Raw genomic sequence first — 21,369 nt, 5'->3', positions numbered from 1 at the left:
CATCGTGGTAGGTGTCGGTGATCCCCGCGGCGTCGTGGTAGGTGTCGTGGTAGGTGCTGAGGGCGGCCGGGGCTGAGAAGGCCAGCGCTGCGGCGGCGCAGAGGGCCAGGATCCGGATCATCGAAGGTCTCCTTCGGATAGGGGCTTGCGTGCTGTCCGTAAACACGTAGCTACAGCGCGCAAGGTTCAGCCCCTAGACCTCCGGAATCAGATCGGCGACGCTGTTCACGATCCGCGACGGGCGGTACGGGTACCGGTCCACCTCTTCCTTGGTGGAGATGCCGGTCAGGACCAGGATGGTCTCCAGGCCGGCCTCCAGGCCGCACAGGACGTCGGTGTCCATCCGGTCGCCGATCATGGCCGCCGTCTCCGAATGGGCCGAGATGGCGTTCAGCGCCGACCGCATCATCATCGGGTTCGGCTTGCCGACGAAGTACGGCTCGACGCCGGTGGCCTTCGAGATCAGGGCGGCCACCGAGCCGGTCGCCGGCAGGGCGCCCTCGTTCGACGGGCCGGTGACGTCGGGGTTCGTGGCGATGAACCGGGCACCGTCGTTGATCAGCCGGATCGCCTTCGTGATCGCCTCGAACGAGTACGTGCGGGTCTCGCCCAGCACCACGTAGTCGGGCTCGGCGTCGGTGAGCACGTAGTCGATCTCGTGCAGGGCCGTGGTGAGACCCGCCTCGCCGATCACGTACGCGGTGCCGCCCGGCCGCTGGCTGTCCAGGAACTGGGCGGTGGCCAGGGCCGACGTCCAGATCGCGTACTCCGGGATCTCGATGCCCATGCGGGACAGCCGGGCGCACAGGTCGCGCTGCGTGTAGATCGAGTTGTTCGTGAGCACCAGGAACGGCTTTCCGGAGTCGCGCAACCGCGTAACGAACTCGGCGGCACCCGGAACCGGATGCCCCTCATGAACGAGCACACCGTCCATGTCACTGAGCCAGGACTCGACAGCTTTTCGTTCACCCATGGACCCAGCCTCCCGGCTACTTGTGCGTACGCCCCGGGATTGTGCAGCAACCCACAGCCGGGCACGCGTCCCACACGGGCAGTTCACCGAGTTTTCGCCGCGGTGCGCCCGCTACCCGCTCCGCGACCAGTTCAACCACCATGTCGACGAACCGCGGGTCGACACCGGGCGTGGGCACCCGGCGCCAGTCGATCCCCACCTCGGCCGCGGTCGCCGCGGCCTCGTTGTCGAGGTCCCAGATCACCTCCAGGTGGTCGGAGATGAACCCGATCGGAGCCGCGACCACCGCCGTCAGTCCCTCTTTCGCCAGCGCCGCCAGGTGGTCGTTCACGTCGGGTTCGAGCCAGGGTACGGACGGCGGCCCGCTCCGCGACTGCCAGACAAGATCCCAATCGGTGACGCCCGCAGCGTCCGCGACCAGGCCCGCCGCCTCGGTCAGCTGCCCGGTGTACCGGTGACCCGCCGGACCGCTGTGCGCGTCCATGGTGGTGGGGATCGAGTGGGCGGTGAACACCAGCCGGGCCCCCGGCGTCATGGCGGCCCGGACGCCCTCGGCGAACGGCTCGATGAACCCGGGATGGTCGTGGTAGTGCCGGATCTTGTCGATCTCGGGCGCGCCGTCTCCGACGAGATGCCGGGCGGCGGCGATGTCGTCCCAGTACTGGCGGCACGACGAGTACCCGCCGAACGGGCTCGTGACGAACGCCAGAGCGCGGCGCACACCGTCACCCCGCATTTTCTTCAGGGTGTCGGCGAGCATCGGATGCCAGTTGCGGTTGCCCCAGTAAACGGGCAGGTCGAGGCGTGGTTCGAGCGCGGCCAGCAGGGCCCGGCACTGGCCGTTGATCGGCGAGACGCCACCGAAGTGGCGGTAGTGCTCCGCCACCTCGACGAGCCGCTCCGGCGGCACGCCGCGGCCCCGGGTGACGTTCTCCAGAAACGGGATCACGTCGTCGGGGCCCTCGGGTCCACCGAACGAGAGCAGCAGGAACGCGTCGTAGGTCACCGGGCCATTTTGGCTGACCACTATGATCGATGCTTCCTTATCCCCCTCAAATGGTGACGAGGTGCGCCTTGCACATCCGCCTGCACATCCCCGAGGACGACGGCGCCGAGGCGCGGGCGCTCTACCAGTGGTTGGCCGGCGAGCCGTCGATCCGGACGGGCGGCCAACTCGCGACCGAGCAGTCGGAGCCCGGCGACGGGCAGATGACCGGCGGCGTGCTCGAGGCGATCTCGCTGGTCGTCGGCAGCGGGGTGTCGCTGGCCCAACTGCTCATGGCGATCGCGGCGTGGCGGGCCACCCGGCCGCGGCCCTACCGCGTCACCGTGGAACTGCCCGACCGCACCATCGCGATCGAGACCGCCGACCCGGACGAGGCCCTGGAAATCGCCCAACGCCTGGAAGCACAGCGGCTGGAGACGGACTGACGTGGCCCGCCTCGCCGACCCGGCCGCCTCCCGGGTCGTCCTCGTGGGCGGCGCGCGGTACACGCACCTGCGGCCGCTGCCGACGGTCGCCAACAACCTCGACGAGCTCGCCGCGATCCTCATCGACCAGACGCTGTGGGGGCTGCCGCCGGAGAACTGCACGGTGGTGCGCGACCCCGCGTCGCCGCAGGAGATCGACGCGGCGCTGGCCACGGCGTCGGGCAGTGTGCGGCCCGACGGTCTGCTGTTGTTCTACTTCGCCGGGCACGGGCTCATCGACCCGCTCACCGGCTCCCTGCACCTCGCCGTCACCGAAACGAACCGCAACATGGTGCACTCCACCGCGACCCCGTTCGAGTGGGTGCGCCGCTGGTTCCTCAACGCGCCGGCCGGTGCCCGGGTGGTGATCCTGGACTGCTGCTACTCGGGCCGGGCCACCGAGGGCATGGGCGAGCCGGCCGCGATCGCCGACGAGGTCGAGATCGACCGCACGTGCGTGCTGGTCGCGGCGCCGGCGAACCGGACGGCGCTGGCCCCGCCGGGCGAGCGGTTCACGGCGTTCACCGGCGTGCTCATCGACCTGATGCGCAACGGCGTGTCGGCCGGGCCGCCGCTGCTCGACATGGACACCCTGTACCGGCGGGCGGAGCAGACGCAGCACGCGCGCAACCGTCCGCTGCCGCAGCTGCGGGCCCGCAACGGCGGCGAGCGCATCCCGCTGGTCCACAACCTGGCCGCCGTCACCGGCACCGGCGACGGGCAGCCCGAGCCGGTCCCGCCGCCGCTGCGGATTCCGATGCCGCGACCGGGCGACGTGTTCACGCCGGCCGAGGAGCTGGACTACGACGAGGAGACCGGCGGGCCGTACGGACCGGTGGTGGTGCTGGCGTACGACCAGCGCATCGGCGCGCTCGGCGTGCGGCTGGGCCGGCCGGTGCCGCGTCCACCGAACGAGGTGCTCACCGACGCGCGGCTGGCCACGGCGGTCGGCCCCTCCGAGGTGCTCGACGGTGGCCCGGTCTCCGGTGTGGTGCTGATGATCGCCGAATTGAAGCGCGGCGCGCGCGGGATTCCCGGCGCGCGGCGGCTCAGCGGCGCGCTGGTCGCCCTGCCGCTGTCGGCCGACCCCGAACTGGTCGCCGAGTCGGTCCGGCGGGCCTGGGTATTCACCGGATACCTGGGCTGGCGGCCGGGCCAACTCGAGGCCGAACTGGCGCAGCGGGCGCTGATCCCATCCCCCGAGCCGCTCACGAGCTGGCTCGACCGGCAGGCGGAGTAGGTGTGGCAGGCGAAGCGGAACTGATCGCGCAACTGGTCGCGACGGCCGGGCGGCAGCGCCGGATCGCGCTGGTGCTCGGCTCCGGCGTGACCGGGCCCGAGGTGCCGGGCGTCACGGAGATGCTCGACCTGGCCGACCGGTTCGTGGCCGAACGCGGCGAGAACCCGTACCTGGCCGAGGCGTTGCGGCGGGTGCGCGCCGCCGGCGGCTCGCCCGTCGAGACGTACATCGGCTACCGGCGCGAGTTCACCACGTGGGTGTCGAAGCAGGAGTTCGACATCGTGATGCAGCACGCGGTGCTGAACGCCTACGACCAGGAACTCACCCAGTGGGAGCGGATCAGCTTCCAGCGCGGCGTCCAGTTGGAGAACGACCTGCGGGCGTGGACGCTGCCGCCGGGCATCGCCGCGCTCGGGTCGTTGCTCGCCCGCAACCCGGGCCGCTTCAACTTCCGGGTGATCACCACGAACTTCGACCCGCTCATCGAGATCGCGATCCGCCGGGCCGGCGGCGTGGCCCGCACGGTGGTGATCAAGAAGGACGCGATGATCCCCGACCCACCGCACGACGGCGTGATGGTGGTGCACATCAACGGGTACTGGCGGCCGGCGACCGCGCTCGACGACCGGTCGAACCTGCACGACCCCAGCCAGTTGACGGCCGACCGGGCGCTGCTCACCACGTCGCTGGCCGAGCACCTGCGGGAGGAGACGGTCTGCCTGGTCGGCTACGGCGGCTGGGACGACGCGGTGACCGAGGCCCTGCGCGGCCTCACCGCCGACCGCAGCGTCGACGTGCTGTGGGCGCTGCACGGCCGGCGCGCCGACTCGCTGCCCGACGGGCCCGGCCCGTTCGGCGCCGGCAAGCCGGTCGCCTACTTCGAGCAGGTCGACAGCAACCGGCTGTTCCCGGCGCTGCGCCGGGCGATGGACACCGCGCCCGGTCCGGCGATGTTCGCGGTCGGCACGCCGCTGCGGGCCGCACCGGCCGGGCACCGGGTGCGCCAGCCGCTGCTGGAGGAACGGATCGGCGCCCAGCGGTCGGCCGGTGAACTGCTCCGCGAACTCGACCGCGGGTTCGGCTGGCGGCTGGAGGGCGCGCACCGCACCGTCGCGCCGGAACTGCTGTACTGGCCGGTCCAACTGCGGCAGACCAACCTGATCCACACGGTGCAGGCGCTGGTGGCCGGAAGCCTGTCGGCGTCGGGCATGCGGGTGGTGCTGTGCGTCGACGACCTGAACCCGCCGGCCCACGCCACGGCGTTCCGGGAGAACCTGATCGGTGACATCCGGCGGTGGTTCGGGCTGATCACGGGCGCGCGGCCACCGGAGGTGGTCCCGCTGTCGGAGTTCCACGAACCGGGACGCGTCGCCGACCGCCTGCTCGACCCGGCGCAACTGCTGCGACCGACCAACACGTGGGCCGTCGAGCGCGAGTACTACCGCGTCCACAACCTGTACGACGTGCTCCAGGCGATCAAGGCGATCCCGGAGGCCAACGGGGCCGAGCCGGACACGCACGCCGCGGCGGTCGCCGCCCGGCTGGGCACCACCCGCGCGGAGCGCCTGCTCAGCCCGCCCGCGATCTGGGCGCACCTGCACCACATCCTGCTCACCCAGGCACCCGAGACCGTGGTGACGCTCGGCGGCGACGACGAGGCGCTGATGTGGAAGCTGTGGCAGGCGGTGTGGCCGGAGCCGGTGCGGCACCTGTACAACCCGCGGCTCTCGCACGTGCGGCACGACGCCGACCTGCTCACGGCGAGCAGTTTCGTCGAGGTCCGCGACCGGTTGGAGCGCACCTGCGAGCACCCGGCCTGGGACGCCGAGGGCCGGTACCTGCACTGGCTGGTGCACAACGCGCTGCTGCTGCCGGCCGACCTGCGCGGCGAGCCGCTGCCGATGATCGGCGACCGGCCGCTGGAGACGTGGGACCAGGCCACCGCCGCGATCCGTGACCCACGGTTGCGAGACCGGGCACTCACCGCGATCGCCCGCGAGGTGTCGACGCTCTTCCTCCACGAACCGGCATAGGTTCTTCTAGGTTGGCGGACGTACCCTCATGAGCATGACGCTGTTGGGGGAACCCGGGACTGCCACCTCCGAGGAGCCCGCCCTCACCGAGGTCCGCGACGAGTGTGTGGCCGCCTTCGGGCCCGACCTGGTCGCGTACCTCCTCGGGGCCGGCTCCAACGGCCGGCCGTTGCGCACCTGGCGGCTGGCCGAGGCCGCCGCCACCCGGATCGGCGAGTTACGGCTGCGCGCCGCTCACGTCGTCCTCGCGCAGTTCAAAGATCCTGAGCACGCGCGGGCCTGGCTGCGTCGGCCGAACCCCGACCTCGGCCGGCAGCCACCGGCTGATGTCCTGCGCACGGCGACCACCATGCGCGGGATGCTGCCCGTGATCGAAGCGGCCGAGTTGCCCACCTAGAACGTGAGTTTGGTCACCGCCGGGTCGGCCAGTTCCCGGTAGTTGCGCCGTTCCGCCGCGCCGATGGCCGGGCCCAGCCGCTCGCGCACGTCGGTGATCTCCGCCGGCGGCCCCTCCAGCTCCACGAACAGGCCGAGGCCGGGCAGTTCGTCGAGACAGACCTCAACGGGACGCGCGGGGTGGCGGAACACCCGCCGGCGCTTCTCCAGCAGCCAGGTGAGCACCAGTCCCTGCCGGGCCAGCGCCGCCCGGGCGTCGTCGGCCGCGGCGACCGGGACCTCCACCTCGATCCGGCGGTGCGACCCGTCGTCGCGGAACCGGCGTGGGCCCTTGAACCCGGCCTCCACCCCGGCGGGCGTGATGCGCAGGCGGCACACCAGGTCGCCGGTGCCGAGGGTGCGGTCGGGGCTGTCGTAGTACTCGTCGCGCTGGAGACTGGTACCGGTCAACGTGAAGCCGAGCGCCGCGAGCGCGGCGACCAGGCGTGCCTCGTCACCGACCCGGTGTTTGCTCTCGTTCTCTTCGCCCCCGGCCATCGCTGCTCTCGACGCTTCCTACCGTCAGGGTCTTCGCGACCAGCCCGGAACCGTAGGGCTGGATGCTGCCGTTGAGATAGCGACCGGCGTGCCCGGCCGGACTGACGTGGCGGCGGCATGCCGCCAGCACCTGATCGGCCGGATCGCCCGGGCCGGCGACCCGGATCTTGCCTCGACGATCGTGCTCGACGTACAGGTCACCCGTGCTGCCGATGATAAGTGCGGAGTTGCCCGGCCGGTCATTGGCCGTTACGCGGATATTGATGGGCAGGTCCGCCATCGCGGAGTCGCGGACGAGGTCGGCGAGCGTCTCCGGGGTGCTCGCGTCCGGGCGCAGCGCACGCCCGGCCGGCCCGGCCGCCTTCCCGGCCGGCGCCAGCCCGTGCAGCACCCAGTTCCGCACGCCGGCGGCCATCAGGTCGTCGCGCATCCGCCGCAACGCGTCGCGGTCGTCGTTCGCCGCGGTGACCACCGTCTGCACGGTGGTCGGTAGGCCCGCCGTCCTGGCCAGGCCGAGGGCGGCGCGGGCACCTTTCCCGCTCGACCTGGTCCGCCCGGGCCGGAGGCGGTCGTTCAGCGCCCGGTCGAAGCTGTCCAGGGAGACGCGCAGGTGCACCCGCGCGTCCTGGAGCGCGGGCAGCAGCGGTTCGAGATCGCCCGCGCCGGACGTGTCCAGCACCAGCGCCTTCCCGCCGGCCAGCCGGCTGATCAGCCGCTCGGTACGGTCGATGCGGGCGAGCGGTTCGCCACCGGTGATCACCGCGACCATCGCGGGAACCGCTTCGGCCGTCTGGGCCACGAGGTCGACGTCGCCACCCTTTCCCTCGCGGCGCATCAGGTCGTCGGCGTAGCAGTACCGGCACCGCAACGGGCACTCGGCGGTCGCGAAGCAGTTGACCACGAGCGGCCGGTCGATCGGCGGCACGGCGTCGAAGTCGCCGATCAGCGAGACGCCGTGGTGGTACGCCTGCCCGGCGTCGGCGGCCACGATGCCGTACCGGGCGAGCACCCGGGCGATCGGCTCGTCGCGCGCCGCGATCGGGATGGCCAGCTGCGCGGCGTCGATCACGCGGGCACCGACGTGGTCGATCGCGAAGAAGTGGTCGCGGTCACCGACATAGGCCAGGTACCCGAACGGCTCGGTCCTGATGCGGACGTCTGCGGCCAGCCGCGGGCGGGTGAGGCTTACCGGCTCGCCGGTCGCTCCGGCCGCGACTCGTGAATCTTGGACAACTTTGGTTGTCATGGCGACCACCGTTTTCCAAGATCCGGAAAGCGGAGTCACGACACTACGCGCCCAGGGCGTGGAAGCCGCCGTCGGCGTGGACGATCTCGCCGGTGGTGGCGGGGAACCAGTCGCTCAGGAGGGCGAGTACGGTCTTCGCGGCCGGCACCTGGTCGCTCAGGTCCCAGCCCAGCGGGGCCTTCTCGACCCACGGGTCCTCGAACTCCTTGAACCCGGGGATCGACTTCGCCGCCATGGTGCGCAGCGGGCCGGCCGACACCAGGTTCGCGCGGATGCCCTTCGGGCCCAGGTAGCGGGCGAGGTACCGGTTGCACGATTCCAGGCCGGCCTTGGCGACGCCCATCCAGTCGTAGACCGGCCAGGCGACCGTGGCGTCGAACGTCAGGCCGACGATCGCGCTGCCCCGGTCCATCAGCGGCAGGCAGGCGGTGGCCAACGCCTTGTACGAGTAGGTCGACACGTGCACGGCGGTCGCCACGTCGGCCCAGGGCGTGTCGAGGAAGTTGCCGCCCAGCGCGCTCCCCGGCGCGAATCCGATCGAGTGGACGACGCCGTCGAGGCCGTCGAAGCCGTGCTCGCGGACCTTGTCGGCCAGGCCGTCGAGGTGTTCCTGGTTGGTGACGTCGAGCTCGATGATCGGCGGCGGGTCGGGCAGCCGCTTGGCGATGCGCTCGACCAGCGAGAGCCGGCCGAAGCCGGTGAGGACGACCTTCGCGCCGTTCTCCTGGGCCAGTTTGGCGACCGAGAACGCGATCGACTGGTCGGTGATCACCCCGGTGACGAGCAGCCGCTTACCGTCGAGAAAGCCCACGTGCGTCCCCTTGTTTGTCAATGCCCCATGCCCAGACCGCCGTCGACCGGGATGACCGCACCGGTGACGTATCCGGCGGCGTCTCCGGCCAGCCAGGTCACCGTACCGGCGATCTCCTCCGGGGAGGCCATCCGACCCAACGGGATGTTGCCGAGGATCTCGGCCTTGCGCTCCTCCGACAGCACACCGGTCATGTCGGTGGCGACGAACCCGGGCGCGACGACGTTGGCCGTGATGTTGCGGCTGCCCAGTTCGCGGGCGATCGAGCGGGCGACGCCGACCAGGCCGGCCTTGCTCGCCGCGTAGTTCACCTGGCCGGCGCCGCCGGTGAGGCCGACCACCGACGAGATGAAGATCATTCGACCCCAGCGGGCGCGGAGCATCTTGGACGCGGCCCGCTTGGCGACGCGGTACGCACCGGTGAGGTTCGTGTCGACGACGCGCGTGAACTGGTCTTCGCTCATCCGCAGCAACAGCGTGTCGTCGGTGATGCCGGCGTTCGCCACCAGCACCTCGACCGGACCGAGTTCCTTCTCGACGGTGCCGAACGCGGCGTCGACCGCGGCCGCGTCGGTGATGTCGCACTCGACGCCGAACAGGTCGCCGGGCGCCTTGGTGCCCCGGTGCGTGACCGCGACCCGGTCGCCCTGCGCGGCAAACGCGTTCGCGATGGCGAGGCCGATACCCCGGTTACCGCCGGTGACCAGAACCGTGCGCGCCACGCCGCCTCCTCGTGTTGTCGCCCCTTGTTGTCGCCGTGCGGAACATTAGCAAGGCGATCGGATGTGACTTCGCCGGTTGGCGGGGCTAGGATGTCCGAGGCCCTGAGCCTTGAGCCCGGCGCCATGGTGCCCGTTACGACCCGCAGGAGGTGATCGCTGTGCGAGATAGCGATCCTCCCAGTCGTGGCCGGGCCTCGGTCAGCTGCGACTGACCACTCTCGCTTCGCCGTGCCCCGGAACTGAGGCACGTGCCCGGTCACGACTTCACGTGTGCGTTCTGCCTTTCTCCATCACGCCACGAGGAGTTCTGCCATGACTCGTTACCTCGCGCCGATCGGATTCGCCCTGGGCGCCGTGTGGGTCTGCTACCTGTTCTTCCTGGTTCGCTAGAACCCGGCTACACCAGGCGGCTGGTCCACAGCAGGCTCAGGCCGGCCGCCGCCAACGCGAACAGCAGCGCCGTTCCCACGTACCACTGGGTGACCTCGCGCGGCTTCGTGCGGTAGCCGATCGAGCTGCCCATGTCCTTGTAGACCTGCTTGAGCTCCTCGGCGGTGGCCGCCTCGTAGAACAGGCCCTTGGTGCTCTCGGCCAGCCGCTGGAGGGACTGCCGGTCGACCGGCACCCGCTGCGTCTGGTTGTTGATCCGCACCACACCCTCGTCGGTGCCGAACGCGATCGTCGACACCGGGATGTTCGCGGCCGACGCCGACGCCGCGGCCTCCTCGATCGACCGCCCGTACGTGCGGTAGCCGTCGGACAGCAGCACGATGCGCGCCGGCGGCAGTTCGTTCGCGCCGTCGGTGGGCACGCCGCGGATCGCGTCGAGGCACGCGTACACCGCCTCGCCGGTCGCGGTGGCCTCGGCCAGTTGCAGCGCGTCGATCTCGGCGATGACGGGCGCGCGGTCCTTCATCGGCGACACCTTGACGTTGGCCGCCTTCGCGAACGTCACCAACCCGAGGTTGTAGCCCTCCGGCAGCTGCCGGACGAAGTCCTTGGCGGCCTGCTTAGCGGCGTCGATGCGGGTGGGCGCCACGTCGGCGGCCTGCATCGACAGCGAGACGTCGATCGCCAGCATCACGGTGGCCCGCTCCAGCGGCTCCTTGGTGTCGACCGACGGCCGGGCCATGCCCATCGCCAGCACCGCGAGGCTCGCCAGGAACGCGCCGGCGGCGAAGTGGCGCTTCGCGCCCAGCCCCCGGGGCACCAGGTGCCGCAGCAGCTCGACGTTGGTGAACTTCATCGCGTACTGCCGCTTGTGGAGCTGCCGCCAGACGTAGGCGCCCGCGATCAGGAGCACGGGCACGATGGCGAGCAACCACCACGGTTCCAGGAATCGGATCATCGAGCGGTCCCCCTGGTGCGTGCGTGCCGCTGGGCGGCGACGAAACGCACGATGTCGATCAGCCAGTCGGAATCGGTCCTCAAACGCAGATGTGCGGCGCCGGCGGCGCGTACCGCCGAGGCTATCTCGGCCCGCTGGGTGGCGGCGGCGTGCGCGTATTTCGCCCGAAGTACCGGGTCGGCCGTCTGGACCTCGTGCACCCGGCCGGTCTCCGGGTCGGCGAAGACCATCACGCCGACGTCGGGCAGTTCCAGTTCCCGCGGGTCGACGATCTCGACGACCAGCAGGTCGTGCCGCACGCCGAGCTTGCGCAGCGGCCGGGCCCACTCGTCGACCGGCGTCATGAAGTCGGAGATGACCACGGCCTGCCCGCGCCGCCGCGGCGGGCGGTTGAGCGCGTCGATCAGCTCGCCGAGGCTCGCCCGGCCGGGCCGCGGTTCGACGCGGGCGATGCTGCGCAGCAGTCCCTGAGCATCTTTCCGGCCGGGCCGGGCCGGCATCCGGGTGATCGCGGCCGACGTGCCGACCACCGCCCCGATCCGGTTGCCGCCGCGCACGGTGAGGTGCGTGATCGCCGCCGCGGCGGCCAGCGCCAGGTCGCGCTTGAGGTACTTGGCGGTGCCGAAGTCGAGGCTGGCGGACAGGTCGATGGCCATCCACGCTTCGAGTTCGCGGTCGGCGGTGGTCTGCCGGACGTGCGGCATCGTGGTGCGGGCGGTCACCGGCCAGTCCATCCGGCGCACGTCGTCGCCGGGCCGGTACTCGCGGGACTCCCCCGCCTCGGTGCCCGGGCCGGGCAGGAGACCGAGGTAGTCGCCCTGCAGCAGCCCGTCGAGCTTGCGGGTGATCAGCAGTTGCAACCGGTTGAGGACCAGTTCCGCGCGGCCGGAGTCGAGCGCGATCGCGCCGTGCGCCTCGGGTTCGGGCGGTTTCGGGGACCGGTTGAACAGCTTCACGCGGCCACCCCGGCTACATGCGGCCCGGCCAAGCCGGCCCGCCCATCTGGTTGGTCGGGGGGCCCATGGGGCGGCCGCCCGGCATCCCCGCGCCGACCGGCACCGAGTTCTGGCGCGGCGCCACCGTGGGCGCCGGCACCGCTTGCAGCACCCGGTCGACGATGTGCTCGGCCGGGATGTCGTCGGCCAACGCGTCGTAGGAGAGCACGAGCCGGTGCCGCAGGATGTCGGGCGCGATGTGCTGCACGTCCTGGGGCAGGGCGTAGTCGCGGCCGCGGAGCAGGGCCAGTGCGCGCGTCGCGCGCACGATGCCGAGGGACGCGCGTGGGCTCGCCCCGTACTGGATCAGCGGAGCCACCTCGGGGACCCCGTGATCGACAGGACTCCGGGTGGCGAGCACCAGTCGCACGGCGTAGTCGACGAGCGCGTTGTGCACGAACACGTCGTCGGCCTTCGCCTGGAGGGCCATCAGGTCCTCGGTGGTGAGGACCGGCGTCGGTTCCGGGGTCTTCACGCCGACCCGGTAGACGATCTCGCGCTCCTCGGCGTCGGTGGGGTAGCCGACGAGGATCTTCATCAGGAAGCGGTCGCGCTGCGCCTCGGGCAGCGGGTACACCCCCTCCTGCTCGATCGGGTTCTGGGTGGCCATCACCAGGAACGGGCGGGGCACCGGGTAGGTCTCGCCGCCGATCGACACCTGCCGCTCGGCCATGACCTCCAGCAGTGCCGACTGCACCTTGGCGGGTGCCCGGTTGATCTCGTCGGCGAGCAGGAAGTTGACGAACACCGGGCCGAGTTCGACGTCGAACTTCTCGCTGCCCTGCCGGTAGATGCGCGTGCCGACGATGTCGGCCGGCACCAGGTCGGGCGTGAACTGGATGCGGGCGAACGTGCCGCCGACCACGCGGGCGAGCGTCTCCACGGCGAGCGTCTTCGCGACGCCGGGCACGCCCTCCAGGAGGCAGTGCCCCCGCGCGAGCAGCGAGACGAACATCCGCTCGATCATCCGGTCCTGCCCGACGATGACCTTCTTGACCTCGAAGAGCGCCCGCTCGAGGACGCCCGCGTCCTGCGCCGGGGTGGTCGTCTTCGTGAGGGCCGGCCCGTGGTTGCCGTTCGGCCCGGACTGACCGGCGGCGGGTGCCACCGGCGCCACCGGCGCCACCGGCGCCGCGGGTGTTGCCGGAGCGCCGGACGCGGGAGCCGCGCCGGCGCCGGTGGCCGCGTCGGCGGCCGGATGCGGGTCGGCGGCCGACCAGGTCGGTGTGGCCGAACCATGCTGCTCCGGACGGTCGGACGCCGGCTGAGCCGGAGCCGGACCACCCGAGGTCGGGCGGTTCTGCTCTGGCCCCGGCTGGTCCGGGCTGGCGGGCGTGGTCGGTTGGGCCACCGGTCCTCCACGGTCGACTGGTACGCAGGTCCCCACAAGAGTGGCACGCCCCGCCCACGTGTGCCGATCTGCCCCGCCAAACACCCGACGACCTTTCGGTTTGCCGAGTTCCGCCCGAACGGACAGCGGGCGCGGGTAGACACGGACCGGTGCGATGAGGGTACGATTTGAAGCGTCGCCGGGCGGCTTCCCCCGTGGCCGCCCGGCGCTTAATCTTCCAGGTCCCCGTGACCTGGCCTTTTTATTTGGCGGTTATGGTTCCGGCGCAGACCTGGCAGTATTCACAGGTGCAGCTATCCGAGGAACCGCTGATCTGTTCGGCCCGCGGCTGTCGCAACCCGGCCGTCCACGCGTTGCGGTGGAACAACCCGAAGCTGCACACGCCCGATCGCCGCAAGACCTGGCTGGCCTGCGACGCCCACCTCACCAGCCTCGGCGACTTCCTGCGCGCCCGTCAGTTCCTGCGCGAGGTCGAACCGCTGGCAGCCGAATGAGCACCGCATAGGGTGGACGGGTGACCGATGTCGCGTCGCCACCCGTCGATCCGCTGCAGCCGTGGCCGCTCACCGTCGAATGGCGGCCGGTGTCCGGCCGGTTCATCGCGGTCGAGGAGATCCAGCTCGGCGCCATGGTGCTCGTCCTCACCGCGGTCCCGGCCGTCCTCTGGCTGTTCTTCGACGTGTGGCCGCTGCTCGCGGCGGCCGCGGCGGTGCTGGTGCTCGGCGCGACGCGCGCGGTGGTGATCGTCCGCTCCGTCCGCAGCTGGGGGTACGCCGAGCGCGACGACGACCTGCTGGTGCGGCACGGGCTCATGGTGCGCCGGCTGTCGATCGTCCCGTACGCCCGCATGCAGTTCGTCGACGTGAGCGCCGGCCCGCTCGAGCGCATGTTCCGCCTGGCGACGGTGGAACTGCACACGGCCGCGGCCGGTTCCGACGCGCGCATCCCCGGCCTGGAGGCCGCCGAAGCCGCCCGGCTCCGCGACCGGCTGGCCGCGCTCGGGGAGACCCGGGCGGAGGGCCTGTGACCGAGCACTTGTGCGAGGGCACCATTCAGCGCAGCGGAGTCGACGCGCTCGCGGAGCGATCGCGTCGACTCCAAGGCCGCATCTCGCGGAGCGAGTTGCGGCCGTGACCTCGTTCTCGAACGGCGATCACCTGCCGCGGCGGCGGTTGCACCCGTTCACGCCGCCGCTCAAGGGCGCGAAGATGCTCGCCGTCGCCGTCGCCGCGATCTCGTGGCAGGGCTACGACCAGCTCGGCTTCCTGCACTGGCTGGCGGTCGTGGCCGGGATCCTGGTCGTGACGTTCGTGCTCGCCGCCGTGAGCTGGCTGGTCACCGGCTTCGAGGTGGTCGGCCGGGAGCTGCGGGTCTACGAGGGACTGATCTGGCGGCGGACCCGGTCGATCCCGCTCGAGCGGGTACAGGCGATCGACGTCAACCGGCCGCTCCTCGCCCGCCTCACGGGCGTGGCGGAGCTCCGGCTGGAGGTCATCGGGGCGTCGAAGACGGAGGCGCCGCTGGCGTTCCTCGGCGTCACCGAGGCCGCGGACCTCCGGCGGCGACTGCTCGCGCTGTCGACCGGTGCGACGGCGACCGGGCCGGCCGCCGGGGAGCCCACCGAGACGCCGATCCACGCCGTCGACAACGGGCACGTGCTGCTGGCGAACGTGCTCAGCCCGCCGGTGCTGTTCGTGCCGGTGGCGCTGCTCGTCACCGGGCTCACGATGGTCAACGATCCGCCCACGTGGAGCGTGGTCGGCGTCGCCAGCGCGGCCACCGCCATGTTCGGTGTGGTGCTGCCGCCGCTGCGCCGGATCTTCGCGCAGTGGAACTTCCGCATCGCCATCGACGACTCCGGCCTGCGGCTGCGGCACGGCCTCGTCGACACCCGCAGCCAGACCGTGCCGCCCATGCGGGTCCAGGTGGTCGCGGTGACGCGGCCGCTGCTGTGGCGACCGTTCGGCTGGGTGCGGGCCAAGATCGACGTGGCCGGCTACGGGGGCGACGCCGCCGACCAGGGCGTCCGCGGGAGCGTGCTGCTGCCGGTCGCCGACTGGGCGACCACCCGACGGGTCATCGCGCGGGTCCTCGACGGCGTCGACATCGACGACCTGCCGCTGGAACCGGTGCCGGACCGGGCCCGGCTGGTGTCTCCGCTGGCCCGCCGCAAGCGCTCGTTCGGGCGGACCGCGACCGTGGTCGTGGCGCGCGACGGCTGGGTGACGGACCGGCTCGTGATCGCGAAGCTCGCCCGGGTGCAGAGCGTCCGGGTGGTGCAGGGACCGGTGCAACGCCGCCTCGGGCTGGCCGACGTGCACGTCGACACGCCCGGCAGCATCCGGACGGTCGGCCGCGACCGCGACGTCGTCCAGGCCTACGGGTCGGCGGGCGACCTGGCGGAGTCGTCGCGGACCGCCCGGTCCGACGAGCGCCGCCTCCGCCACCAGCGCTCCCCCAGCGCGCAGAGCGCGAACGCCAGCCCGACGTACACCCAGCCCACCAGCACGTCGATCACGTAGTGCTCGCCGGTGTACACCAGCGTGAACGTCATCGCCGCCGGATAGGCGAGCAGCACCGGCCACCACCGCCGGCGGATCCGGCCGAAGAAGAACACCACCACGAACAGGGCGAACGCCGTGTGCAGCGACGGCATCGCCGCCACCGGGTTCGCCGCCCACTGGCCCGCGTTCAGGACGTTCCCCGCACCGTGCAGGCCGATCGCCTGCCAGCCCCGCGTCGAGATCCTGGCCACCTCGGGCAGCAGGCCGAACTTGGAAGCCCACCACGGCGGTGCCGCCGGGTAGGCGAAGTAGGTGATCAGCCCCAGCGCCGACAGCGCGAACCAGCGTCGCATGAACGCCGCCCACAGCGCCCGCCGCCGCAGCCACAGCACCACCGCGACGCCCAGCGCCGCGACGAAGTGCGAGAAGTACACCCAACTGGCGAGGACGTCGTACCAGCGGATCGAGTCCGGGTCGTACAGGTGCTGCTGGAGCCACACGGTGGGCACGTGCCCGTCGAACATGAACCGGTCGGCCTCGACCAGTTCGAACGCGTGCGGGGAGCGGCCCTGGTCGGCCAGTCCCCGGGACAGGTTGTAGCCGACGAGCAGCACCACGACCGGCAGCCAGTCGCGGGCGAACTGCAGGTGCACCCGCCGGGGCTGGTCGATCCGGATCGCGATCGTGGCCAGCCAGAGCCAGCCGAACGCGAGAATCGGATCGGTGAGCGGAAGCCCCAGGAACACCCACCACGCGACGAAGCCGACGATCCAGAGGGTGATCGCGATGGTCCGCTTCCGTCGGATCCGATCGTCGTCGCCCGGCCGTTCGGGTGGGGCCTGTGCGGTGGCGGTCATCGCCCCCAAGGTTAACGACCGCTCGCGCCGTCCTTGACGGCGTCCACCAGGACGGGTAACGACAGGCTGATGGGCTCCCTGAGCACGGCGTCGGCCACCGGGTCGTACGGGGTGGGCTGCCCGTTGATCACGACGAACCGGGCGCCGGCCGCCCGCGCCAGATCGACCAGACCGGCCGCCGGGTGCACGGTGAGCGACGTGCCGACGGCGAGCAGCAGGTCGCAGTCCTGCGCCGCCCGTACCGCGGCCCGCAGCACGTCGGGCTCCAGCGCCTGCCCGAACGAGATCGTGGCCGACTTCAGGATGCCGCCGCACAGCCCGCAGGGCGGATCCTCCTCGCCGGCGTCGACCCGGGCCAGCGTCTCCGCCATGGTCGTCCGGTTGCCGCAGCTCAGGCAGATGGCCTGCCACAGCGTCCCGTGGATCTCGATGACCTTGCCCGGGTCGGACCCGGCCTTCTGGTGCAGGCCGTCGATGTTCTGCGTGACGATCGACCGCAACCGCCCCGCCCGCTCGAGCTCGACGAGCGCCGCGTGCCCCGCGTTCGGCTCCGCCGTCCACGCCGCGTGCTCGCGCCGGTTCCGCCACGCCTGCCGCCGGATCTCGGGGTCGGCGACGTAGTTGTCGATCGTGAACATCGCGGCCGCGTTCGGGTCCCTGGTCCACACGCCCTGCGGCCCGCGGAAGTCGGGGATGCCCGAGTCGGTGGAGATGCCGGCGCCGGTCAGCACGGTGACGCTGCGGGCGGCGCCGAGCCAATTGGGGAGCATGGCACGATTCCACCATGGAGTCCTGGGTAGGTGCGTCGGCGCAGCTCGAACTGACCGTGACCGATGCCGACACCGCGCAGACCGTCGGCTCCGGCGACGTTCCGGTGCTCGCGACGCCGCGGGTGCTGGCCCTCGCCGAGGCGGCCACGGTACGGGCGCTGGCCCGCCGGCTCGAGTCGGGTACCACCACGGTCGGTACGCGGGTGGAGCTGTCGCACAAGGCACCGACGCCGATCGGCCGCACCGTGCTGGCCGCCGCCACGCTGGTGACGGTCGACGGGCGGCGGCTCACGTTCGACGTCATCGTCAAGGAGGGCGACGTCGTCGTGGCGGAGGCCCGCGTCGAGCGCGTGCTGGTGAACCGGAGCAAGTTCCTCGAGACGGCGCTGGGCGCATGAGCTTCGTTGAGGTCGCCGACCGCGTGTTCGTGCTGCGGTACCCGGTGCTCGACGTCAACGTCACGCTGGTGGTGGGCGACGAGCGGGCCCTGCTCGTCGACACCCTGGCCACCACCGCGCAGGCCCGCGAACTCGCGGCGGCGGTGACGGCGCTGACCGACCGGCCCCTGGCGGTGCTGAACACCCATCACCACTTCGACCACTGCTTCGGCAACGCCGTGTTCGCCGCGCCCCCTTTCTCCGCACCCGTGTACGCCCACCCCGAGACCATCGCGTTCCTGGCCGCCGCCGACCCCACCGAACTCTGGCGCGAGTGGGCACCGACCCACGCCGGCCTCGACGACCTCCGCACCACCTCGGTGCGGCTCCCCGACCGGCACGTGGTGCGCGAGGAGACCCTCGACCTCGGCGGCCGGCGGGTGGTGCTGCTGCACCCCGGCCGCGGCCACACCGCCGGCGACGTGGTGGCCCACGTGCCCGACGCCGCTGTGGTGGTGGCCGGCGACCTGGTCGAGGAGAGCGGACCGCCCCAGTTCGAGGGCGGCTACCCCCTGGAGTGGCCGGCGGCCGTCACCGCGCTCCTCGCGCTGGACCCGCGGATCGTGGTGCCCGGCCACGGCGCCGTGTGCGACGCCGCGTTCGTGCACGGCCAGCACGACGAACTGGCCGCCCTGTCGTGGCTCATCCGGGAGGCCCACGCCGACGGCGTGCCCGCCGACGAGGTGGTGCGCAAGTGCGGCTACGAGTTCGAGACCGCCGCCGCGGCGGTCGCCCGCGGCTACGCCGAGCTGGACGACGCGATGCTCTAGTTCGTCGGTACGGCCTCCGGGAAGCGCCCCCGGACCCGTTCGGCGGTGGGTAGCGCCGTCGCACCGCCACGCCCCTCGACGGTGAGCGCACCGACCGCCAGCGCGTACCGCACGAGCGCCGGCCAGTCGGGCCGGGTACCGCGACCGGTGAGCAGCAGCCCGTGGATCAGCGCCGCCATCACCGAGTCGCCCGCGCCGGTGGCGTCGATCGCCACGACCCGGGGCGCCGGAATCTCCTCCACCGTGCCTTCGCTCCGGAGCAGCGCACCCGCCGCTCCGCGGGTGACCACCACGGTTCCGGCCCCGAGATCGGCGAGGCGGGCGGCCACCGTCGCCTCGTCGGCGTCCCAGAGCACCGTGGCGTCGGCCGCGCTGAGCTTCATGAGGTCGGCGCCCGCCGCGAACTCCTCGACGACCGCCCGGTACCCGGCGACGTCGGTGAGTAGCCGCGGCCGGGCATTCGGGTCGAACACGCGCCACGGCCCGGGAACCTTCCAGGCCGCCCGGGCCGCCGCGAGGGTCGGCGGTCGCAGCATCGCGATGGAACCCGTGTACACCACGTCGGCCCCGGCGAGCAGCGCCGGATCGAGATCGTCGGGGCCGAGCATGCCGTGCGAGTCGCCGTAGAACGCGAAGTCGGGCTCCGCGCCGGCGAAGCTGGTGAGCGCGAGCGTCGTCGGGACGCCCACCCGCTTCGCGCCACCCGTACCGACCCCGTTGTTCAGCAGAAAGCCGTGCAACCGCTCGCCCAGCCGATCGGTGGAGACCGAGCCGACGAACTCGGCGCCGCCGCCCAGCCGCGCGACCCCCACCGCCACGTTGAACGGGGCACCGCCCACGGCGGGCCGGTAGCCCGGTTCCCCGTCGGACAGCTCGGTCTCCAACAGGTCGATCAACGCCTCGCCCAGCACCACCGCGTAACCCATGCCCGGATTCTTCCGCAGCTTCAGCGTTCGCTGTCGAGTTGTGCCATCGCGGCCGCCGGATAACGGTCGCCGGCCGCCCGGCCCGGCGGCACCGCCCGCTCGATCGCCGCCAGATCGGACCCGCTGAGCGTGAGGTCGAGCGCGCCGAGCGCCTCACCGAGCCGGTCGCGCCGGCGGGCACCGACCAGCGGCACGATGCCCGGCCCCTGGGCGAGCACCCAGGCGATGGCCACCTGCGCCACCGTGGCACCGCGTTCCGTCGCGACCGCACGCAGAGCCTCGACCAGAGCCAGGTTGCGCTCGATGTTGCCCGGCTGGAACCGCGGCGAGTGGGCCCGGAAGTCGCCGGGCGCCACCGGCTTGGCCGCGTCCCAGTGGCCGCTGAGCAGCCCGCGCGTGAGGACCCCGTACGCGGTGAGCCCGATACCCAGCTCGCGCAGCGTCGGCAGGATCTTCGCCTCGACCGAGCGGGACAGCAGCGAGTACTCGATCTGCAGGTCGGCGATCGGGTGGACGGCGTGCGCGCGCCGGATCGTGTCGGCGCCCACCTCCGACAGCCCGATGTGCCGCACGAACCCCTGCTCGACCAGCTCGGCGATCGCCCCGATGGTGTCCTCGACCGGCACGGCCGGGTCGAGCCGCGCGGGGCGGTAGATGTCGACGTGGTCGACACCGAGCCGCTGCAGCGAGTAGGCGAGGAAGTTCCGCAGCGCGGCCGGACGGGCGTCGACCCCGCCGAACTCACCCGGTAACGGCCCGCGCAGGGCCCCGAACTTGACGCTGAGGATCACCTCGTCGCGCCGCCCCTTCAGCGCCTCCCGCAGCAGGAGTTCGTTGTGACCCATGCCGTAGAAGTCACCCGTGTCGACCAGCGTGACGCCCGCGTCGAGCGCGGCGTGCACCGTGGCGATGCCCTCGGCCTCGTCGGCGGCGCCGTAGACGCCCGCGGACATCCCCATCGTGCCGAGGCCGAGCGAACCGACGACGGGGCCGGCGGTTCCCAGTTGGCGTTTCGTCATGGCCACCACCCTGCCCCCGGCCGGCGGCGGGCGGGAGAGGAGCGTCGACCGTAGGATCGGCGGTCCCTGGCTACGGATCGCGAGCCGCGCGAGGATCGGACGCATGAACCGCGCCGAACTCGCAGACTTCCTGCGTCGCCGCCGCGCCCGGCTCGAACCGGCCGACGTCGGGTTGGCACCCGGCTCCCGTCGCCGTACCCCGGGCCTGCGGCGCGAGGAGGTGGCCGCGTTGGCCGGCATGTCCGTCGACTACTACGTCCGGCTGGAGCAGTCGCGCAGCCCGCAGCCGTCCGTCCAGATGCTCATGGCGCTGAGCCGGGCGCTCCGCCTGTCCGAAGACGAGCGCGACCACATCTTCTACCTGGCGGGTCACGAGGCACCATCGCGGCTGTCCACCAGCGGCATGGTGCGGGTCGGCCTGCTTCCCGTCCTGTCGCAGCTCACGGAGAGCGCGGCCCAGGTGATCTCCGACCTCGGGGTCACGCTCGCCCAGAACTTCCTCGCCCAGGTCATGTTCGGCACCGACCTGCTCGGGCGCAGCTTCTACGTCACCTGGTTCACCCATCCCGAGGGCCGGGCCCGGGTGCCGGTGGAGGACCACGAGCACCTGAGCCGCGTGCACGTGGCCGACCTGCGCGCCACGGCCGCCCGGCGCGCGGTCGACCCTCAGGTCACCGCGATGGTCCGGCACCTCACGGCGGAGAGCGAGGAGTTCCGGCGACTCTGGGCCGAGCACCAGGTGGCGGTGCGCAGGTCCGACCGGAAGCGGTTCATCCATCCGGCGGTCGGCACCGTCGAGGTCGACTGCGAGGTGCTGCTGACGCCCGAGCACGACCAGCGGCTGATCGTGTACTCCGCGCGGCCGGGCACCGAGGCCCACGACCAGTTACGGCTGTTGCGCGTGGTGGGCCTGCAAGACCTCGGCCGGCCCGAACCGGCGTCCGGAACGGGTAGGTTCTGATGC

General features: G+C 72.1%; 22 protein-coding genes and 1 pseudogene. 10 read left to right on the top strand and 13 right to left on the bottom strand.

Annotated elements, in window-relative coordinates; translation table 11 throughout:
- Window positions 1-193: 193 nt before the first annotated feature.
- The gene (locus Vau01_RS27870; protein ID WP_203998233.1) at window positions 194-973 is read right to left on the bottom strand and encodes an HAD-IIA family hydrolase; all 780 of its coding nucleotides are present in this window, start codon (window positions 971-973) and stop codon (window positions 194-196) included.
- A gap of 16 nt (window positions 974-989) precedes the next feature.
- Window positions 990-1,979: a ferrochelatase gene (locus Vau01_RS27865; protein WP_203998230.1), complete on the bottom strand. Its 990-nt coding sequence runs from the start codon at window positions 1,977-1,979 to the stop codon at window positions 990-992.
- A 68-nt stretch (window positions 1,980-2,047) separates the two neighbouring features.
- On the opposite strand from Vau01_RS27865, the gene Vau01_RS27860 reads away from it, so the two are divergent.
- The 4 genes from Vau01_RS27860 to Vau01_RS27845 are packed head-to-tail and all read left to right on the top strand — an operon-like array spanning window position 2,048 to window position 6,113.
- On the top strand, window positions 2,048-2,404 hold the full coding sequence (locus Vau01_RS27860) for an effector-associated constant component EACC1 (protein WP_203998228.1): 357 nt from the start codon (window positions 2,048-2,050) through the stop codon (window positions 2,402-2,404).
- A gap of 1 nt (window position 2,405) precedes the next feature.
- On the top strand, window positions 2,406-3,683 hold the full coding sequence (locus Vau01_RS27855) for a YqgE/AlgH family protein (RefSeq protein ID WP_203998226.1): 1,278 nt from the start codon (window positions 2,406-2,408) through the stop codon (window positions 3,681-3,683).
- A gap of 2 nt (window positions 3,684-3,685) precedes the next feature.
- Window positions 3,686-5,716 (top strand): SIR2 family protein, encoded by a 2,031-nt coding sequence (locus Vau01_RS27850; RefSeq protein WP_203998223.1) that lies wholly within the window; start codon window positions 3,686-3,688, stop codon window positions 5,714-5,716.
- Between the two features lie 34 nt (window positions 5,717-5,750).
- Complete coding sequence (locus Vau01_RS27845) at window positions 5,751-6,113, top strand: MbcA/ParS/Xre antitoxin family protein (protein ID WP_203998220.1); 363 nt, start codon at window positions 5,751-5,753, stop codon at window positions 6,111-6,113.
- On the opposite strand, the gene Vau01_RS27840 is transcribed toward Vau01_RS27845, so the two are convergent.
- From Vau01_RS27840 to Vau01_RS27810, 7 genes are all read right to left on the bottom strand, one after another.
- Window positions 6,110-6,649: a CYTH domain-containing protein gene (locus Vau01_RS27840; RefSeq protein WP_203998217.1), complete on the bottom strand. Its 540-nt coding sequence runs from the start codon at window positions 6,647-6,649 to the stop codon at window positions 6,110-6,112. The two genes, Vau01_RS27845 and Vau01_RS27840, sit on opposite strands and share 4 nt — an antisense overlap.
- A complete protein-coding gene (locus Vau01_RS27835) occupies window positions 6,606-7,895 on the bottom strand; it encodes a radical SAM protein (RefSeq protein ID WP_203998214.1) in 1,290 nt (429 codons plus the stop codon). The genes Vau01_RS27840 and Vau01_RS27835 overlap by 44 nt, the downstream gene beginning before the upstream one ends.
- A gap of 43 nt (window positions 7,896-7,938) precedes the next feature.
- Window positions 7,939-8,706, bottom strand: a complete 768-nt coding sequence (gene fabI, locus Vau01_RS27830; RefSeq protein WP_203998212.1) for an enoyl-ACP reductase FabI — start codon at window positions 8,704-8,706, stop codon at window positions 7,939-7,941.
- Between the two features lie 17 nt (window positions 8,707-8,723).
- Entirely contained in the window at window positions 8,724-9,428 is a 705-nt protein-coding gene (gene fabG, locus Vau01_RS27825; RefSeq protein WP_203998210.1) for a 3-oxoacyl-ACP reductase FabG, read from the bottom strand.
- A gap of 397 nt (window positions 9,429-9,825) precedes the next feature.
- Window positions 9,826-10,776 carry a VWA domain-containing protein gene (locus Vau01_RS27820; protein WP_203998208.1) on the bottom strand — a complete coding sequence of 317 codons (951 nt, stop codon included), beginning with the start codon at window positions 10,774-10,776 and terminating at the stop codon, window positions 9,826-9,828.
- Window positions 10,773-11,678: a DUF58 domain-containing protein gene (locus Vau01_RS27815; protein ID WP_239151907.1), complete on the bottom strand. Its 906-nt coding sequence runs from the start codon at window positions 11,676-11,678 to the stop codon at window positions 10,773-10,775. The genes Vau01_RS27820 and Vau01_RS27815 overlap by 4 nt, the downstream gene beginning before the upstream one ends.
- A 67-nt stretch (window positions 11,679-11,745) precedes the next feature.
- Window positions 11,746-12,897, bottom strand: coding sequence for an AAA family ATPase (locus Vau01_RS27810; RefSeq protein WP_373320326.1), 1,152 nt, complete (start codon window positions 12,895-12,897; stop codon window positions 11,746-11,748).
- Between the two features lie 512 nt (window positions 12,898-13,409).
- Here Vau01_RS27810 and Vau01_RS27805 point away from each other — a divergent pair.
- The 3 genes and pseudogenes from Vau01_RS27805 to Vau01_RS27795 form a co-directional block, all read left to right on the top strand.
- Window positions 13,410-13,616 carry a hypothetical protein gene (locus tag Vau01_RS27805; protein WP_239151897.1) on the top strand — a complete coding sequence of 69 codons (207 nt, stop codon included), beginning with the start codon at window positions 13,410-13,412 and terminating at the stop codon, window positions 13,614-13,616.
- Between the two features lie 20 nt (window positions 13,617-13,636).
- Window positions 13,637-14,149 carry a PH domain-containing protein gene (locus Vau01_RS27800; protein WP_203998204.1) on the top strand — a complete coding sequence of 171 codons (513 nt, stop codon included), beginning with the start codon at window positions 13,637-13,639 and terminating at the stop codon, window positions 14,147-14,149.
- A gap of 181 nt (window positions 14,150-14,330) precedes the next feature.
- Window positions 14,331-15,482, top strand: a pseudogene (locus tag Vau01_RS27795) (PH domain-containing protein); the annotation flags it as partial.
- Between the two features lie 17 nt (window positions 15,483-15,499).
- Here the strand turns inward: Vau01_RS27795 and Vau01_RS27790 are convergent.
- A complete protein-coding gene (locus Vau01_RS27790) occupies window positions 15,500-16,483 on the bottom strand; it encodes a phosphatase PAP2 family protein (protein ID WP_203998202.1) in 984 nt (327 codons plus the stop codon).
- A gap of 11 nt (window positions 16,484-16,494) precedes the next feature.
- Entirely contained in the window at window positions 16,495-17,253 is a 759-nt protein-coding gene (locus Vau01_RS27785; RefSeq protein WP_203998199.1) for an SIR2 family NAD-dependent protein deacylase, read from the bottom strand.
- A 14-nt stretch (window positions 17,254-17,267) separates the two neighbouring features.
- On the opposite strand from Vau01_RS27785, the gene Vau01_RS27780 reads away from it, so the two are divergent.
- Together Vau01_RS27780 and Vau01_RS27775 are read left to right on the top strand one after the other, a co-directional pair.
- Window positions 17,268-17,651, top strand: coding sequence for a thioesterase family protein (locus Vau01_RS27780; RefSeq protein WP_203998196.1), 384 nt, complete (start codon window positions 17,268-17,270; stop codon window positions 17,649-17,651).
- Window positions 17,648-18,460, top strand: a complete 813-nt coding sequence (locus Vau01_RS27775) for an MBL fold metallo-hydrolase (protein WP_203998193.1) — start codon at window positions 17,648-17,650, stop codon at window positions 18,458-18,460. Before Vau01_RS27780 ends, Vau01_RS27775 begins: the two co-directional genes overlap by 4 nt.
- Here the strand turns inward: Vau01_RS27775 and Vau01_RS27770 are convergent.
- A complete protein-coding gene (locus Vau01_RS27770; protein WP_203998190.1) occupies window positions 18,457-19,386 on the bottom strand; it encodes a carbohydrate kinase family protein in 930 nt (309 codons plus the stop codon). The two genes, Vau01_RS27775 and Vau01_RS27770, sit on opposite strands and share 4 nt — an antisense overlap.
- Window positions 19,387-19,406: 20 nt before the next feature.
- Window positions 19,407-20,405, bottom strand: coding sequence for an aldo/keto reductase (locus Vau01_RS27765; protein ID WP_203998187.1), 999 nt, complete (start codon window positions 20,403-20,405; stop codon window positions 19,407-19,409).
- Between the two features lie 103 nt (window positions 20,406-20,508).
- On the opposite strand from Vau01_RS27765, the gene Vau01_RS27760 reads away from it, so the two are divergent.
- On the top strand, window positions 20,509-21,366 hold the full coding sequence (locus Vau01_RS27760; protein ID WP_203998184.1) for a helix-turn-helix domain-containing protein: 858 nt from the start codon (window positions 20,509-20,511) through the stop codon (window positions 21,364-21,366).
- Window positions 21,367-21,369 lie beyond the last annotated feature (3 nt).

The organism is Virgisporangium aurantiacum, assembly GCF_016863635.1.
Taxonomy (GTDB): Bacteria; Actinomycetota; Actinomycetes; order Mycobacteriales; family Micromonosporaceae; genus Virgisporangium; species Virgisporangium aurantiacum.
This window is presented reverse-complemented; position numbering and strand designations above follow the sequence as displayed.